Annotated in this window: 17 protein-coding genes and 1 pseudogene; 10 read left to right on the plus strand and 8 right to left on the minus strand. The window is 64.8% G+C overall.

From position 1 onward, the window contains the following. Nucleotides 1-132: 132 nt before the first annotated feature. Nucleotides 133-954, minus strand: a complete 822-nt coding sequence (locus ACQR3T_RS28495) for a hypothetical protein (protein ID WP_428695791.1) — start codon at nt 952-954, stop codon at nt 133-135. A 148-nt stretch (nt 955-1,102) separates the two neighbouring features. Between ACQR3T_RS28495 and ACQR3T_RS28500 the strand changes: the two genes are divergently transcribed. The 3 genes from ACQR3T_RS28500 (at nt 1,103) to ACQR3T_RS28510 (ending at nt 3,670) form a co-directional block, all read left to right on the plus strand. Further along, nucleotides 1,103-1,519 carry a DUF3151 domain-containing protein gene (locus ACQR3T_RS28500; RefSeq protein WP_032380738.1) on the plus strand — a complete coding sequence of 139 codons (417 nt, stop codon included), beginning with the start codon at nt 1,103-1,105 and terminating at the stop codon, nt 1,517-1,519. A 64-nt stretch (nt 1,520-1,583) separates the two neighbouring features. After that, nucleotides 1,584-2,651, plus strand: coding sequence for an FUSC family protein (locus ACQR3T_RS28505; RefSeq protein ID WP_170944738.1), 1,068 nt, complete (start codon nt 1,584-1,586; stop codon nt 2,649-2,651). 95 nt (nt 2,652-2,746) lie between these two features. Beyond that, nucleotides 2,747-3,670, plus strand: a complete 924-nt coding sequence (locus tag ACQR3T_RS28510; protein ID WP_032380187.1) for a cation diffusion facilitator family transporter — start codon at nt 2,747-2,749, stop codon at nt 3,668-3,670. Here ACQR3T_RS28510 and ACQR3T_RS28515 read toward each other — a convergent pair. Continuing rightward, nucleotides 3,660-4,127, minus strand: coding sequence for a pyridoxamine 5'-phosphate oxidase family protein (locus ACQR3T_RS28515; RefSeq protein ID WP_428695792.1), 468 nt, complete (start codon nt 4,125-4,127; stop codon nt 3,660-3,662). The two genes, ACQR3T_RS28510 and ACQR3T_RS28515, sit on opposite strands and share 11 nt — an antisense overlap. A gap of 53 nt (nt 4,128-4,180) precedes the next feature. Between ACQR3T_RS28515 and ACQR3T_RS28520 the strand changes: the two genes are divergently transcribed. Continuing rightward, nucleotides 4,181-5,122 carry a helix-turn-helix transcriptional regulator gene (locus tag ACQR3T_RS28520; RefSeq protein ID WP_428695793.1) on the plus strand — a complete coding sequence of 314 codons (942 nt, stop codon included), beginning with the start codon at nt 4,181-4,183 and terminating at the stop codon, nt 5,120-5,122. A 1-nt stretch (nt 5,123) separates the two neighbouring features. On the opposite strand, the gene ACQR3T_RS28525 is transcribed toward ACQR3T_RS28520, so the two are convergent. Together ACQR3T_RS28525 and ACQR3T_RS28530 are read right to left on the minus strand one after the other, a co-directional pair. Next, complete coding sequence (locus ACQR3T_RS28525) at nt 5,124-5,897, minus strand: site-2 protease family protein (RefSeq protein WP_032380190.1); 774 nt, start codon at nt 5,895-5,897, stop codon at nt 5,124-5,126. A gap of 16 nt (nt 5,898-5,913) precedes the next feature. Further along, the gene (locus ACQR3T_RS28530; RefSeq protein WP_052070927.1) at nt 5,914-6,618 is read right to left on the minus strand and encodes a hypothetical protein; all 705 of its coding nucleotides are present in this window, start codon (nt 6,616-6,618) and stop codon (nt 5,914-5,916) included. 163 nt (nt 6,619-6,781) lie between these two features. Between ACQR3T_RS28530 and ACQR3T_RS28535 the strand changes: the two genes are divergently transcribed. Beyond that, nucleotides 6,782-8,071 (plus strand): adenylosuccinate synthase, encoded by a 1,290-nt coding sequence (locus ACQR3T_RS28535; protein ID WP_032380192.1) that lies wholly within the window; start codon nt 6,782-6,784, stop codon nt 8,069-8,071. Nucleotides 8,072-8,235: 164 nt separating this feature from the next. Next, nucleotides 8,236-8,676 (plus strand): LGFP repeat-containing protein, encoded by a 441-nt coding sequence (locus ACQR3T_RS28540; protein WP_032401544.1) that lies wholly within the window; start codon nt 8,236-8,238, stop codon nt 8,674-8,676. Nucleotides 8,677-8,744: 68 nt separating this feature from the next. Here the strand turns inward: ACQR3T_RS28540 and ACQR3T_RS28545 are convergent, their stop codons facing one another. Continuing rightward, nucleotides 8,745-9,269: a methylated-DNA--[protein]-cysteine S-methyltransferase gene (locus ACQR3T_RS28545; protein ID WP_428695794.1), complete on the minus strand. Its 525-nt coding sequence runs from the start codon at nt 9,267-9,269 to the stop codon at nt 8,745-8,747. A 91-nt stretch (nt 9,270-9,360) separates the two neighbouring features. Here ACQR3T_RS28545 and ACQR3T_RS28550 point away from each other — a divergent pair, with 91 nt between their 5' ends. After that, nucleotides 9,361-10,842 (plus strand): PLP-dependent aminotransferase family protein, encoded by a 1,482-nt coding sequence (locus ACQR3T_RS28550; protein ID WP_032380741.1) that lies wholly within the window; start codon nt 9,361-9,363, stop codon nt 10,840-10,842. Nucleotides 10,843-10,927: 85 nt separating this feature from the next. Here the strand turns inward: ACQR3T_RS28550 and ACQR3T_RS28555 are convergent, their stop codons facing one another. Then, a complete protein-coding gene (locus tag ACQR3T_RS28555; RefSeq protein WP_428695795.1) occupies nt 10,928-12,004 on the minus strand; it encodes a CaiB/BaiF CoA transferase family protein in 1,077 nt (358 codons plus the stop codon). A gap of 97 nt (nt 12,005-12,101) precedes the next feature. Here ACQR3T_RS28555 and purT point away from each other — a divergent pair, with 97 nt between their 5' ends. Together purT and ACQR3T_RS28565 are read left to right on the plus strand one after the other, a co-directional pair. Next, a complete protein-coding gene (gene purT, locus ACQR3T_RS28560) occupies nt 12,102-13,298 on the plus strand; it encodes a formate-dependent phosphoribosylglycinamide formyltransferase (RefSeq protein ID WP_428695796.1) in 1,197 nt (398 codons plus the stop codon). Between the two features lie 24 nt (nt 13,299-13,322). Next, complete coding sequence (locus ACQR3T_RS28565) at nt 13,323-13,805, plus strand: DUF456 domain-containing protein (protein WP_428695797.1); 483 nt, start codon at nt 13,323-13,325, stop codon at nt 13,803-13,805. A 4-nt stretch (nt 13,806-13,809) separates the two neighbouring features. Here ACQR3T_RS28565 and ACQR3T_RS28570 read toward each other — a convergent pair whose 3' ends face one another. Further along, on the minus strand, nt 13,810-14,556 hold the full coding sequence (locus tag ACQR3T_RS28570) for an amidohydrolase family protein (protein WP_032380743.1): 747 nt from the start codon (nt 14,554-14,556) through the stop codon (nt 13,810-13,812). Between the two features lie 55 nt (nt 14,557-14,611). Here ACQR3T_RS28570 and ACQR3T_RS28575 point away from each other — a divergent pair, with 55 nt between their 5' ends. Next, the gene (locus ACQR3T_RS28575) at nt 14,612-15,481 is read left to right on the plus strand and encodes an SMP-30/gluconolactonase/LRE family protein (protein WP_428695798.1); all 870 of its coding nucleotides are present in this window, start codon (nt 14,612-14,614) and stop codon (nt 15,479-15,481) included. Nucleotides 15,482-15,552: 71 nt separating this feature from the next. On the opposite strand, the pseudogene ACQR3T_RS28580 reads toward ACQR3T_RS28575, so the two are convergent. Further along, nucleotides 15,553-16,162 (minus strand): annotated as a pseudogene (locus ACQR3T_RS28580) (pyridine nucleotide-disulfide oxidoreductase); the annotation flags it as partial.

Consider the following 16,162-nt stretch of genomic DNA (forward strand, 5'->3'; position numbering starts at 1 on the left):
TACTCCATAGCCGGTCACAGTGCCCCGCAGCATCACCACAGCCCGTGTGTCACATGTCCCTGGACATCTCGTGTCTCATATGTCCCCGGACTGAACACGTAGCAGGCTACGAGTTTCCGCGCACATGCAGCGTCAGCTGCACACCTTCCACTGATCGCCTTCCAGGCTCAGGTCGAAGGTGCGCGGCGACCGATCGTTCGGATTGGCATCGGTGTGCGCGATCACCTGCGCGATCGCGGTGGTGGTGTCGGTGACCTGAATGGCGTCGATGCTGTCGACGGTCGGAATGCTGCCCTGCTCCACCGAGACGCGGTGGACGTCGGCGAACTCGGTGTCCGGGATATCGCGGTAGAAGGTCGCCAGATCCCCGCACGAGGTGCTGCGAAGCGTGGCCAGGTCACCGCCGGCCAGCGCCCTGGTGAACGATTCGACGGTCGACCGGATCTGCGCCTCCGGTGAGTTGTCCTCGCTCGTGCGGTCGATCAGCAGGTATGCCCCAGCGGCAACCACTGCGATCACGACCACCGCGGACACCAGTGCCGCCCACCACTTCTTGTGGCTCGGCTTCTTCGGCTCCGCGGGCGGCGGTCCGACGCGCTGGGGAACTGCCTGTTTGGCACCGGCACCGACCTGTTTGGCGCCGACCTGCTGCGGCTCGATCCTGCGGGGCCCAACCGGTTGCGGCTCCACGGCCGGTGCTTTCTTTTCCGCCGGTGGTTTCTTCTCTGCCGCAACAGCTTTCGAGGAACCAGCAGCGGTGTCTCGTGGTGGAATACGACGCGGTGCCGCGGTCGGTTTTGCGACAGGCTTGGCTGCCGGTACCTCGGCTGGATCAGTGGCGATCTTCTCGGTCGGAGTGTCGGCGGGCTCGTCGACCAGCTTCTTCTTGCCCAGATCGATTTTCTCGGTGGCGGCGTCGGCCTCGGAGGGTGCATTCTTCTTCTCGTCCGGCATGCGTTCTCCCTCGTTCACCGAATTCTTGCAAGAGCGGTATGTCTGAAATTTCGTCAGCTGGCAGCCTATCGACCGCATCTGCGGTCCGGCAGGAGCGATGCGGGGGTGTTCGGACACGATTCGGTGACGTAGGGGCACAATGAGCGCCATGACTTCTTTCGGTGATCTGCTCGGACCCCAACCCACACTGTTGCCCGGCGACGACGAGGCCGAATCCGCACTGCTGAATCACGAGGCCCCCGAGACGGTCGCAGCTGCGCATCCGACCGCGTCCATCGCGTGGGCATATCTTGCCGAGGGCGCGCTCGAATCGGGTGCCACCATCACCGCCTACGCCTATGCGCGTACCGGATATCACCGAGGTCTGGACCAGTTGCGTCGTAATGGATGGAAGGGATTCGGGCCGGTCCCGTACAGCCATGAGCCCAACCGCGGATTCCTCCGATGCGTCGCAGTCCTCGCCAAAGCCGCCCGCGACATCAACGAGAACGACGAGTACGCCCGCTGCCTCGACCTCCTCGAAGACTGTGACCCCAAGGCAGCAGAAGCGCTCGGCCTGGGCTGATCGAGCCCGTGCCAGCCGCTCGCGGGGGCGCACCCGGCTGAAATCGGGCAGTGCTCGGCTGAAGTTGTCGCTGCTGCCCATCATTCAGTGCGCGTTGGCCGCAGGTGTGGCGTGGTTCGTCGCGACGGACATCGTCGGTCACGAGAGCCCGTTCTTCGCGCCGATCGCCGCTGTCGTCTCGCTGGGCGTCTCGCTCGGCGCTCGCCTGCGCCGATCGGCCGAGCTCGTCGTCGGAGTGACGGTGGGCATCGGCATCGGCGATCTGCTCATCTCGCTGATCGGCAGCGGGCCGTGGCAGATCGCGTTGGTGGTCGTGTTGGCGATGTCGGCCGCGGTGTTCCTCGACGGTGGTCCGATCATCGCGATGCAGGCCGGATCGTCCGCCGTGCTGGTGGCGACCCTGATCCCGCCGGGCAACATGGGTGGCCCCAACCGCATGGTCGACGCGTTGGTCGGCGGTCTGGTCGGCATCGCGATCGTGGCGTTGATTCCGACGCATCCAGTGTGGCGGGCCCGCAAGGATGCGGCGAACGTCCTGGCTACGGCTGCAAGTGTGTTGCAGAAGGTGGCCGACGGTTTGGTGGCGAACGATCCCAAACCGATCGAGGAGGCGCTGCGTAAGGCGCGTGCAACGCAGTCGGGTATCGATGCGCTCCGAACCGACCTCAAAGGCGGCCGGGAAATTGCCCGGATCTCGCCGATGTACTGGAATCATCGCAATCGTCTGGCCGCACTCGCGGCGACGGCCGATCCCATCGACAATGCCGTCCGCAACATTCGGGTGCTCGCTCGGCGGTCGCTGACGCTGGTGCGAGACGACGAGATTCTCGATCCACGTGTCGTCGACGAGGTGGAGAAGCTGGCGCACGCGGTGGAAGTCCTACGCCAGATGATTCTGGCCGATCCGGGACAGAAGCCGGATGCGGCGGAGGCTGCGCGGGTGTTGCGTTCGGTTGCGGCCGGTGCCAAACCGGAGTTGATCTCGAATGCCGGTCTGTCGGCGACCGTGGTGCTGGCTCAGTTGCGGTCCATCATCGTCGACTTGCTGCAGGTCGCCGGGCTCAAGCGCATTTCTGCGTTGGCGACGCTTCCGCCGACGGTGAAGCATCCGCACGTCCCGCCGGAGTTGTGAACCGGAGCCTGCGGCCCGCACGACACCATTGCATATATGCGTATGTACGCATATGGTGACTGCCGGAAGTAGATACAGGCACGCAAGGGGGAGTCATGGGCGCCGGTCACGGGCACAGTCACGGTGTGGGCGGTCATTCGCCCGCAGGGCCACCCAAGTCCCGCGTACGCAAGATGGTTGTCGCTCTCGCCATTCTGGTGGTGTTCCTCGTCGTCGAGGCGACAGTGGCGCTGGCGATCGGCTCGCTCGGACTGCTCGCCGACGCCGGCCACATGCTCACAGACGTACTCGGTATGTCCATGGGTTTGATTGCACTTCTGCTGGCACGTAAGGGAAGCGCTGCCGCGGCAAGAACTTTCGGTTGGCACCGCGCGGAGGTGTTGACTGCCATCGCCAATGCTGTTCTGCTGCTGGGTGTTGCGGCCTTCATCATGTACGAGGCAGTATCGCGAATCGGTGACGCTCCCGAAATCCCGGGCCTACCACTCATTCTCACTGCGGCCGCCGGTCTCGCGGCCAACATCGTTGTCATGCTGCTCATTCGCGGAGACGCCAAGGACTCGCTCGCGGTCCGCGGCGCATACATGGAAGTCCTGGCCGATGCGGTCGGCAGTGTGGGGGTGCTCGTCGGCGGTGTGCTGATGCTGCTGTTCCAGTGGACCTGGGTGGACATCGTCGTGGGTGTGCTGATTTCCCTGTGGGTGATTCCGCGAGCGATCAAGCTGGCCGGCTCTGCGCTACGCATTCTCACCCAGGCCAGTCCGGCGGACGTCGACGTGGACGCGTTGACAGGGGACCTGAGCGCACTTCCCGGAGTGACCGGAGTGCACGACCTGCACGTGTGGACGCTCACCACCGGAATGGATGTGGCCACAGTGCATCTCGAGTGCGAGGGTTCGTCGTCGATGGTGCTCGATCGTGCCAAGTCGTTGTTGTCCACCTACGGACTCGACCACGCCACGGTGCAGGTCGAGCCGGCGGCACACGGCCGAACGTGCAAGGAAGAGATCACCTGGTGACGGTACGAACCTCGGTGCCCGGACGCCAGACGTCGATCTGCATGTGATCGTCCACCAGGGACGTCAGCACGATCTCGGTGATGTCGAGGTCGAACACGTGGTACGGCACCAGTTCGCCCGGCGCGGCGTCGAATATCGGTTGCAGCACAGCCGGATCGGTGATCTCGACGGCCACTCCGCCGATCTTCGCGTCCCCGCCCTCCATGGAATGGTGCCCCGGATTGCTGTTCAGCGCGAACCGTCCGTCGCGTTGGAGGTCCCGCGCCTTGACCGCACCGAGCATCGACCCGAGGCGCACTACGCCGCTCGCGTCGAATTCCACCTCGGTTCCGCTCACGCGCGGCGAGCCGTCTGCTCGTAGTGTCGCAAGAACATGGTGCTTGTGAGCGGTGAATCTGGCCCGTACCGCCGAGGCCAGGTTCGGTGCTGCTGTCGAGAACTCGTTCCACGTCGTCATGGTGACGAGTATTCGCCACCATTACTGACACCTTGTGTCAGTAATATCGAGACATGCGTTCCGCGCGGTTGCTCCGCATCATGCTGCTGCTCCAGCAGGGGCGAACGGCGACTGCACAGTCCCTGGCCGACCAGGTCGAGGTATCCGTCCGAACCATCTACCGCGACATCGGCGCACTCGGTGCGGCCGGAGTGCCACTGTGGACCGAAACCGGCCCCGGCGGCGGCATCCGGCTGCTCGACGGGTGGCAGTCTTCACTGACCGGTATGACCGGGACCGAAACGTCGGCGCTGATGCTTCTCGGGATGCCCTCGATCGCTGCCGACCTGGGTCTGTCCGATGTCACCGCTGCGGCCGAGAGCAAGCTTCTCGGCGCATTGCCGGTTCCGTTGCGGGCGAGCGCGCAACTGTGGCGTGAGCGTGTGCACGTGGACGTTCCCGGGTGGTTCACCGTGCCCGCCGCGAACGATGTCGTGCCGGTGCTGGCTCGTGCGGTGCTCGGAGGTCGGGAGATCGAGATGGATTACCGCGGTGGGAGACGGGTCGTCGGGCCGCTCGGTCTCGTGGCGAAGGCGTCGGTCTGGTACCTGGTGGCCACGCGCGGCGAGCGCGTCCTGTCGTTTCGGGTCGACCGGATCGGCAGCGTCACGGAGTCGAAAACTCCGGTCGTTCGGCCCGAGGGATTCGACCTCGCGCAGTGGTGGAACGCGTCGATGGCGGAGTTCGATCGGTCGCTGCTGACGTATGCATGTCGTGTTCGTCTGTCCGACTCCGCAATTCGCGCTCTGCCTCGGGTGATCGGTGCTACGGCGATGCCGGCAACTGCGCCGCCCGACGACGACGGCTGGACCACCGTGGACCTGATGCTCGAGAGCGAGGAAGTGGCGCTCGGACAGCTGATCGGGCTCGGTGGGGGAGTCCGGGTGCTCGAGCCGACCTCTCTGCGTATATCTCTGCGCGACCTCGCGTCGAACATCGCACTCGACAACGGTTGAGCTACAACCAGAATCGCATCAGGTAGTTGCCGTTACCGGCGAAGAACTCGGGAACACCGGACAGCCCGAACAGGGTGTAGATCGCTCCGAAGAATGCAGAGTTGACTGCGGGCACGAACAGCAAGGCCACGAGTACGAGCAGACCGTACGTCTTGAACTGCGCCAGCGATGCCCTCGTCGCAGGTGAGAGCGAGGGCTCCAGCGCGGCGTATCCGTCGAGTCCCGGTACCGGAATCAGATTGAGGATGGTGGCCATGATCTGCAGGAACGCCAGGAAGCTGAGCCCGTACCAGAACGCGGGGTGAGTGCCGTCCGTGCCGAACAGTCTGATGACGACCAGAAGTGCTACGGCGACAATGGCATTGGCGAACGGACCGGCCAGGGCGATGCGCCGTTGCGTCGACGCCGAGAACTGGCCCGTGCGCAGGTATACGGCACCGCCCGGCAGTCCGATTCCGCCGATCGCGATAAACACCACCGGCAGGACGATCGAGAGCAACGGGTGGGTGTACTTCAGCGGGTTGAGCGTCAGATAGCCGCGGAGCTCGACTTCGCGATCGCCGGCGCGAAATGCGGTGAAGGCGTGGCCGAACTCGTGCAGGCAGACCGAGGCGATCCAGCCGGCAAGGACCAGAACGAACACCCCGAGCCGCGCCGTGAACGACGTGACGTCCCCGGCCGTCCAGGCCAGCGCGCCGCCCACTCCTGCGACAGCCAGAACGGCAACGAACACCGGGCTCGGCAGAACGGGACTGCGCCGTAGTGGAACGGTCATCGGACCAGTGGGACGGTCATCGGACCAGCAACCACTCCTGATCGTGGCGGTAGAACGTGGATCTCTTCACCGTTCTGTCGCCGGCGATGCCGTCGCGCAGCAGTTGAGCTGCGGGGGAGCCGAGTTGCATCGCGCGCCCGCTCACCCAGCGGCGGGGCAGCAGACGTCGACGGCCGATCACTCGCGCGCGCAGGCCCGGCAGCTCCGGGGTGGGTGCCACCTCGACGCCGGGTACGACGCCGGAGAACAGGCGGGTGTCGTCGACGTAGGCCTCGCCCTCGAGTACTGCTCCGTCGGCACCGCCGAGGAGCGCCCGGCCGACGACGGCTTTGCCTGCGTCGTCGCGAATCAGGGGTGTGCTCGACGCCGTCCCGGTGAGCGCTACTTTGGCGGCGCGCGAACCGGTACCGAGCTTGTAGATGTGGGCTGCGTTGGTCGCGGTCTCCGGTACGAAAGCGACTTCGACGTGCAGGCGGTCGGTTCGCATCAACCGGGTCAATACTGCGGCCAGGGAGGCGTCGTCGCCCAGGACGATGATGCGGGGTGCGGGAGCGGATTCGATGTCGGAGAAGAGGGCGCTGCAGTCGTCGTCGGTCGGTACGGCATCGGCGCTACGCAGCGGGACGTCGGTCAGCGCGATCGGCAGCAGCGGACTTCCGCAGTGCAGAACGAACGGTGTCACGGCGCTCCTCGGTCTTCGGTCGAACCTCGTCACGACCATAGTGCCCTCGTTTCGGTTCCACCGTAGCGGCATGCGGGCCAGCTCACCGGCTCGGCTAGACTGTTCTCCCGGCCACTGTCGCGCCTGCGACAAATGGTGACTGCTGCATTCGTTCGAGCAAATCTGCAGCACGTCCTCGCACGAAAGCAACGTAGGAGAGCACATGCCGGCGATAGTCCTGATCGGCGCCCAGTGGGGCGACGAGGGCAAAGGCAAAGCCACCGACCTTTTCGGCGAACGCCTTCAATGGGTCGTTCGTTACCAGGGCGGCAACAACGCCGGGCACACCGTTGTGCTTCCGAACGGCGACAAGTTCGCGCTACATCTGATCCCGTCGGGAATCCTCACCCCGGGCGTGAAGAACGTCATCGGTAACGGCGTCGTCGTCGATCCGGGTGTGTTGCTGACCGAGCTCGACGGGCTGGAAAAGCGCGACGTCGACACCTCGAACCTGCTGCTCAGCGCCGATGCGCACCTGATCATGCCGTACCACGTGGCCATCGACAAGGTGACCGAGCGTTTCCTCGGTGCCAAGAAGATCGGTACCACCGGACGCGGTATCGGGCCCTGCTACCAGGACAAGATCGCCCGCGTCGGAGTCCGAGCGGCCGATGTGCTCGATGAGAAAATTCTGACCCAGAAGGTCGAGGCCGCACTCGAATTCAAGAACCAGGTGCTCTCGAAGATCTACAACCGGCGGGCGTTGGATTCACAGCAGGTAGTCGACGAGGTGCTCGAGCAGGCAGAGGGCTTCAAGCACCGCATCACCGACACCAGGCTCCAGCTGAACCTGGCGCTCGAGCGCGGCGAGACCATTCTGCTCGAAGGCTCGCAGGGCACGCTGCTCGACGTCGATCACGGAACGTACCCCTACGTCACGTCCTCGAATCCGACGGCGGGAGGCGCATCGGTCGGCTCCGGCATCGGCCCCAACAAGATCGGGACCGTGCTCGGCATCCTGAAGGCCTACACGACGCGTGTCGGCTCGGGTCCGTTCCCGACGGAGTTGTTCGACAACCACGGCGAGTACCTGGCCAAGCAGGGCGGCGAGGTGGGCGTCACCACCGGTCGCGCCAGGCGCACCGGTTGGTTCGATGCCGTCATCGCGCGATACGCCACCCGCGTCAACGGCATCACCGACTACTTCCTGACCAAGCTCGATGTGCTGTCCAGCTTGGACACGGTGCCGATCTGCGTTGCGTACGACGTGGACGGTGTGCGGCACGACGAAATGCCGATGACGCAGACCGGCTTCCATCACGCGAAGCCGATCTACGAGGAGATGCCCGGTTGGTGGGAAGACATCTCCGGTGCCCGGACGTTCGAGGAACTGCCGATCAACGCGCAGAACTACGTCCTGCGTCTCGAAGAGCTGTCGGGTGCGTACATGTCGTGCATCGGCGTCGGACCGGGCCGCGACGAAACCATCGTTCGCCGGGACATTCTGCGGTAGACATTTCGGTGAAATGACAGGCCCCGAGGCGCAACGCCTCGGGGTCTCCTTCTTTCCCGAGCGCACTCGAATAGCGCTCATTCACATATATGTCGGAATTGGAGGGCGCCGCCACTCATCGGCGTGGATAATTGCGACCAGGTTGGGCGAAGGAAGGTCGGGCGATGACTGAAAATTACAACGGATTGGAAGTTTTCAGCTACCAATTCGATCGGTTCGCTTACGAACATCCCTGGATCGGCGCGCAGACCGGTGAATTCATGCTCGGGCCCGAAGGCGGGGGAATGCTCGATTTCACGCACGCCACCGTGTTCGCGCTACCCGAAGGTGGTGCGCACGAGGTGCACGGTCCCATCCTGGACTGGTACCTGGGACATGGGGGACCCTATGGCGCACTTGGCTATCCGATCAGCAACGAGCGTCCGACACCCACCGGTTCCGGTAGATACAACCTTTTTCAGCGTGGAGCCATCGGCTGGTTGCCGGAAGTGGGTGCGTTCACCATCGGTGGTCGATCGGATGAATCGGACGTCAGCCCCGGGCCGGACGCTGTATTGGTATCGGCAGTCGACGGCCCTCTTTCTTCGCTTGAAGTTTCTGCCTGAAAACTATTCCTCTTCCCTGTTCCAAGCCGCTTATCCGGTCGTGGAGTCTCAATTGCGACCGCGATAATTCAGAACAATGTCGGCTCGTCGAACCCCGGTACTCCCTCGATACCGAGAATTCGTTGTTTGGTGTTCGCTCCGCCCGGTGCCGAGAAGCCTCCGACTTCCGTGCCCGCGCCGAGTACTCGATGGCACGGGACGATGATCGGCACGGGATTGCGTCCGAGTGCTCCGCCTACCGCTTGGGCCGCACCGGGATGGCCGAGTCGGCGGGCTATGTCGCCGTAGGTGAGGGTCGAGCCCCGGGGAATCTCGCTGCACACGGTGTATACCGACGCGTCGAACTCGGAGACGTCGAGAACCAGCGGAATCGGCCTCATATCGACGGTACGTCCGCCCAGCAGGCCGACAATTCGGTCGATCGCATCGGCCGCAAGTGCATCTACCTGCCCGTGCGCAGCGCCGAAGCCGGCCAGGTAATCCTCCATTGCCTCGTCCGACGGCTCGGGCAACGCAACGGCGACTACTCCGTCCTCGGTCCACGCGATACCGCAGCGTCCTATGGCGGTGTCGAAGAGCGTGCTGCTCGGCATGGATCCAGTATCCACCCGTCGCCCCGGAGCAGTCCAGTTGATCGGCGAATGGACTTGAAGGTTCGATGCCAGTGCGCGAATACTGGGGAGCATGGCCTCGAGAGTTCTCAATGCAACGTCACTGGCCCGCGATCTCGGTAGCTGGCGCGCCGACGCCTCCGCGGATGGATCCGGCAAGCGCAAGGCCTCGCGTCCGACGTATCGCGCGTTGGCAGACGGCGTCCGTCTGCTGATTCACGACGGCCGGATTCCGCTCGGCGTAGGGCTGCCGAGCGAACGCGATCTGTCTGCTGCTCTCGACCTGAGTCGCACGACGATCACCTCCTCGTATTCGGTGCTGCGTGACGAGGGGTATCTCATCAGCAAGCAGGGCTCACGCAGTACGGTCGCTCTGCCCTCTGCCCCCAGCCCGAACGGGCTGCTGATTCAATCGACGTCGCCGTCGGGTCCGGTGGTGGACATGTCTCACGCGGCGATGTCGGCCGCGGACGGCACCATGACGGCCGCATACGAGTCTGCGCTGCAAGCACTTCCGGCGTATCTGCCGACGCACGGTATGGAGCCCATCGGTCTCGCGGTGCTGCGTGAGGCCATCGCACAGCGCTTCGTCGAACGTGGACTGCCGACAACCGCGGACCAGATCATGGTCACCTCCGGTGCGCAGCAGGCAGTTCGGCTTCTGCTGGGCACACTGACCTCGCCCGGCGATCGCGTCCTGATCGATCACCCCACGTATCCCAATGCCCTCGAGGCCATCAGGCGAGTGGGTGCGCGGCCCGTGCCGGTGCCGGTGCGCCCCGCGGACGGCGACTGGGATCTCGACGGAATCCGCAGCGCGGCAAGACAAACGGCAGCCAAGGTGGCATATCTGATTCCGGACTTCCACAACCCGACCGGGCAGGTGCTGAGTGCCGAGGGCAGGGCCGAACTCGCGCGCATCACCCGCGACACCCGAATGACGCTCATCGTCGACGAGACCATGGTCGACCTGTGGCTCGACGCGCCGCCGCCACCGCCGGTCGCATCGTTCGGGCGGGTCTCCGGTTCGGATATTGTCACGATCGGTTCGGCGTCCAAGTCGTTCTGGGGTGGCCTGCGCATCGGGTGGATCAGGGCACACCCGTCGCTGGTCTCACAGCTCGCTGGTTCGCGGGCAGCACACGACCTTGGTACGTCGATCATGGACCAGTTGGCGTCGTCGTTTCTGCTTCAGGACGCGGAACCGGCCCTCGATCTGCGTCGGTCCCAACTGCGTGAGCGTCGGGACATTCTCGAAGATGCTCTGGCCGAACATGTTCCGGACTGGCGCTATCGGCGTTCCGAGGGTGGCATGTCGCTGTGGTTGCAGCTGCCCGCTCCGGTATCGAGTGCGTTGGCTGCCACGGCTCCCGCATTCGGAGCGGTGTTGGCAGCGGGACCGCGATTCGGCGTGGAGGGTGCCTTCGAGCGCTACCTCAGGCTGCCGTACACCCGTGAGCCGCAGGAACTTCGGGCCGCTGTTGCAGCGACGGCCGCGGCGTATCGAGCCTTGGCCCCGAGTGCCGAAGCGGAGCAGCCGGCCCTGGTGTTCTGAGCGGCTGGTGTTCTGACCGCGAACTCGAAGTTATGGATGGAAATCACCCGAAAACTGTCCATAACTTCGAGTTCGGCGCAGACGGTTACGCCCAGACCGACGCGATGTCGGTTGCCGTGCCGGGCGGTGGCGTCGGGACTCCGTTCTCGGTGCGGGAGAACCGCGGTGCCGGACGGTGTTGCGTGACGCCGCCGACATCGATCAGCGAGTCTCGATCCTTCATGTGCGGGTGGTTCGGGGCCTCGGCGAAGGTGAGGACCGGCGACACGCATGCGTCGGTGCCGTCGAAGATCGTGGCCCATTCGTCGCGGGTCTTGGTCAGGAATGTCGAAGTGAACTTCTCGCGCAGTTCCGGCCAGCGTGACTTGTCCATCTGCGACGGTAGGTCCGCATCGGATAGGCCGAGTCCGGTGAGGAGCTGCGCGTAGAACTGTGGCTCCAGTGAGCCGACTGCCATGTACTGGCCGTCGGAGGTCTCGTAGGTGTCGTAGAACGGTGCGCCGGTATCGAGAAGGTTGGTGCCGCGGTCGTCGCTCCAGGCTCCGACTCCACGCCACGACCAGATCATGTGCGAGAGTGCGGCGGTGCCGTCGACCATGGCGGCGTCCACCACCTGGCCCTGCCCGGAGTTCTGTCGTTCGTAGAGCGCCGCCATGATGCCGAAGACGAGGAACATCGAGCCGCCACCGAAATCGCCGACCATGTTCAGCGGCGGCACCGGGCGCTCGCCCGCACGGCCGATCGCGTTGAGCACCCCGGTGACGGAGATGTAGTTGATGTCGTGGCCTGCGGTCTGGGCCCAGGGGCCTTCCTGACCCCAGCCGGTCATGCGGCCGTAGACCAGGCGGGGGTTGCGGGCCAGGGCGTCGTCGGGTCCCAGGCCGAGTCGCTCGGTGACACCGGGGCGGAATCCCTCGATCAGCACGTCGGCGCGCTCGACGAGGCCGAGAACCTTCTCGATGTCGGCGGGGTCCTTGAGGTTCGCCTCGACGATGGTGCGGCTGCGCAGCTGGTGGTCGTGAGGAGAGATCTGTCCGGCGCGTTGCACGCGCACGACGTCTGCGCCGAGGTCTGCCAGCAGCAGTGCCGCGTGCGGGCCGGGCCCGATTCCTGCGAGTTCGACGACGCGGAGCCCTGCGAGCGGTCCACCAGTGTTCGACACGTTGATTGCCTCGTTCCGACGTTGTGCGCTGCGATTGTGCATGGAGACTAACTTGTACTAGGTCGTCCAAGTAATGTGGGTGTGGATAAATAGGGCTGTGACTGCCCCAGATCCCGTCCGCATCGGTACTCCACTGACTCCCGGCGCGACCCGGGTCATGCTGCTCGGCTCAGGTGAGTTGGGTAAAGAAGTCATCATCGCGTTCCAACGCCTCGGTGTCGAGGTGATCGCCGTCGATCGCTACGACAATGCTCCCGGCCATCAGGTGGCCCACCACGCATTCACTATCGATATGAGCGACCCGGAAGAGCTTCTGGCACTGATCGATTCGCAGCAGCCCGACTTCGTGGTTCCGGAGATCGAGGCCATAGCCACCGATGCCCTCGCCGAGGTGGAAGCCCGAGGCCGAAGCGTGGTGATTCCCACGGCTCGGGCGACGCAGTTGACGATGAACCGCGAGGGCATCAGGCGATTGGCAGCCGAGGAACTCGGGCTGCCGACCTCGCCCTACGCTTTCGCCGATTCGCTGGACGACGTTCGACAAGCATTGTCCGCCATAGGTTTTCCGGCCGTTATCAAGCCGGTCATGTCGTCGTCGGGCAAGGGGCAGTCCGTTGTACGCAGTGACGCCGATGTCGAGGCGGCCTGGGAGTACGCACTGAAGGGTGGTCGCGTCGACCTCGGCCGCGTCATCGTCGAGGGATTCGTCGACTTCGATTACGAGATAACACTTCTCACGGTTCGAGCCGTCGACGGAACTTTTTTCTGCGAGCCTATCGGCCACCTACAGGAATCCGGCGACTACATCGAATCCTGGCAGCCGCAGCCGATGTCCGACGCGGCCCTCGCCGGTGCCCGCGACGTCGCCGAGCGCATTACGACGGCGCTCGGTGGGCGCGGGCTGTTCGGTGTCGAGTTGTTCGTTCAGGGCGACACCGTGTACTTCTCCGAGGTCAGCCCCAGGCCGCACGATACGGGTCTGGTAACGCTTCGGACGCAACGGTTCTCGGAGTTCGAGCTGCATGCCCGCGCCGTACTCGGTTTGCCGATCGACACGACGCTGCTCTCGCCCGGCGCGTCGGCCGTGATCTACGGCGGTGTCGATGCGGACGGCATTTCCTTCGAAGGCGTCGCCGATGCGTTGGCGGTTCCCGAGACCGACCTGCGCCTGTTCGGCAAGCCGACGAGTTTCGTCCGGCGCCGGATGGGTGTCGCGGTGTCGACCGCGTCGGACATCGAGACGGCGCGGAGCCGGGCCCGCGAGGCGGCAGGCAAGGTTCGTCCTGTCGTCTGACCCGGCACAGGGCACACTGAGCTCATGAGCGCGCTCGGAGAAGTCCTGGTCGGCCTGGTGATTCTGGTCGGCCTCGTCGGCATCGTCGTCCCGATTCTGCCCGGCACAATCTTGATCTTCGCGGCGGTCGCGGTGTGGGCGTGGCTCACCGGCGGAGCGGCCGCATGGACGGTGTTCGCGATCGTGACGTTATTGCTGGTGCTGAGCGGCGTCGTGAAATACACCTGGCCGGGCCGTCGCATGCGGGAGGCGGGCGTGCCGATGCGATCGCTGGTGGTCGGCGGCCTGCTCGGCATCGTCGGATTTTTCGTCATCCCCGTCGTCGGGCTGTTCTTCGGTTTCATCGCAGGCGTCTACGTGGCCGAAGTGCCCAGGCACCGCAGCCATTCCGAGGCCTGGCGATCGACCGTGCACGCCACCAAGGCCGCGGGGTTGTCGATCCTGGTGGAACTGTTCGGCGCGTTGCTCGCCTCAGCGGTGTGGCTCGGGGGAGCAGTACTCGTCTGAGGGCCTAGGGGACCCGATACCAAGCCCGGGCATTACCGTCGAGCACGGCGGGTAGGTCGCCGCCGACGGCGTGGGTGATGATGTCGATGTCGTTCTCCGAGAACGGGCGTGGGGCACGGGTGCCCGGCAGATCGGTGCCGAACATCAACGCCGCGGGGTTGACTCGATGGATCTGCTGCAGTGTGTCGGCGATGTCGAGATCCACTCGGCCGAATCCGGTTGCCTTGACGCGTACCCCGCGGTCGACGAGGTTCAGGAGGTACGGCAGACCCTGAGTGGACAAGCCCAGGTGATCGATGCTCACCGCCGGCAACTTCGCGAGGATGGGTTCGAGCGAGAGCAGCAGGGACGCATCGACGTACAGCTCGGCATGCCACCCGACCAGTTCATGCACGCGACGTGCCTGGGTGGTGAGCATCTCGACATCCGTCTCGCCGCGTTTGAGGTTGAAGCGCATACCGCGCACGCCCGCGTCGTCGAGCGCGACGATGTCCTCGTCGGAGCAGTCCGGATCGATCTGGGTGACGCCCACCCAGCCGCGCCCGAGGGTCTCCAGAGCAGCGAGCAGGTAGCTCTGGTCGGTGCCCTGAAACGATCCCGAGATCACCGCACCGCCGGTGATGCCGAGCCCGTCCACGTCGTACAGATAATTCGAGACCGTGTAGGGATCGGGCAAGAACCCGTGGTTCTCGATCAGCGGAAAACGGGGGTCGATGATGTGCAAGTGGGCGTCGAACACGGGTCTCAGCATGCCAGCTCGCTGATTCGCCGTCGCGGCCCGGTGTCGCGGTGTTTGAATGCGAAACATGAAACCGGAGACCACTGTCGTTCTCGACGGCTACACCTATTTCGAATGTCCGCGCTGGCACGAAGGGAGGATCTGGGTATCGGACTTCTATTCGCACCGGGTCGTCTCTGCCCTCGAGGACGGCTCCGACGTGCGAGTCGAAGCCGAGGTGCCCAATCAGCCGTCGGGCCTGGGGTGGTTGCCGGACGGCCGGTTGCTGATCGTGTCGATGCGCGACTACAAACTGCTGCTGCGCGAGCACGACGGTTCGCTGACCGTCCACGCCGACCTGTCGACGTACGTGACGGCGAACCTCAACGACATGCTCGTGGACGCGCAGGGCCGCGCCTACATCGGGAATTTCGGGTTCGACCTGATGAACTTCGCTCCCGTCGAGACGGCCGATCTGATTCGCGTCGACCCGGACGGTTCTGCACACGTAGTGGCATCGGATCTGTACTTCCCCAACGGGATGGCGTTCACGGGTTCGGGTGAACTGCTGGTCGACGAGACGGTCGGTAACCGGGTCAGTGCGTTCGACATCGCCGAGGACGGGTCACTGGGGGAGCGGCGTGACTGGGCGACGTTCGGTGAGCTGCCGTCGTCGACGGACATGGCAACGGCTCTGGGCGAGGTGAAAGTGGCTGCCGACGGATGTTGCATCGACACCGACGGCACGATGTGGATTGCCGATGCGCTGGGTCAGCGGGTGCTTCACGTCGCGCAGGGTGGAGAGGTGCTCGATCAGCTCGACTTCGACCTCGGGGTCTTCGCCTGCGGACTCGGCGGATCCGACGGCCGCACGCTGTTCGTCTGTGCTGCACCGGATTTCAACGAGCATCAGCGCAAGACCGAGACCGAGGGAAAGCTGCTGGCGGTTCGGGTGTAGGGCGCTTCGCGCATGTGAGCGGAAATTCGTAGCCTGCTACGCGTTTCCACTCACATGCGGCGCCAGCCGCTCTAGGCCTTGTCGGGCTCGGAGGCCTTCAGCATGTCCTCGCGCTCGACGACCTTCACGCGCTCGCGGCCCTCGGGCTCACCGAGTGAACGTTCGTGGGCGTCGAGGCGGTACCAGCCGTCCCAGGTGGTGAAGGGCACCTGCTTGCCTTCGAGGAACGACGTGACGGCATCGAGATCCGGCTCGGCCGCACCGGCGAAGTTCGGCGCATCCTCGAGCAGGTTCGCGACGGTTTCGTTGGCGTCGCCCTTGGTGTGACCGATGAGGCCGACGGGTCCGCGCTTGATCCAGCCCGTGACGTACGTGGCGGGGACGGGAGTGGTGGAGTGCGGGGACTCGACGACGCGACCGGCTTCGTTGGGGATGGTGCCGGCCTGCTCGTCGAACGGGAGCGCACTGATGTTCTGGCTGAGGTAGCCGACGGCGCGGTAGACCGCTTGGACGTCCCAGTCGTTGTACTTGCCGGTGCCGCGGACGTTGCCAGTGCCGTCGAGCTCGGTGCGTTCGGTACGCAGTCCGACGACCTTGCCGTCCTCCCCGAGGACCTCGCTGGGCGACTCGAAGAAGTGCAGGAACAGTTTGTGGGGGCGGTTGCCGACGTCGCGGATGGCC

The organism is Rhodococcus sp. IEGM1428, from assembly GCF_050321865.1.
In the GTDB taxonomy this organism is placed as follows: domain Bacteria; phylum Actinomycetota; class Actinomycetes; order Mycobacteriales; family Mycobacteriaceae; genus Rhodococcoides.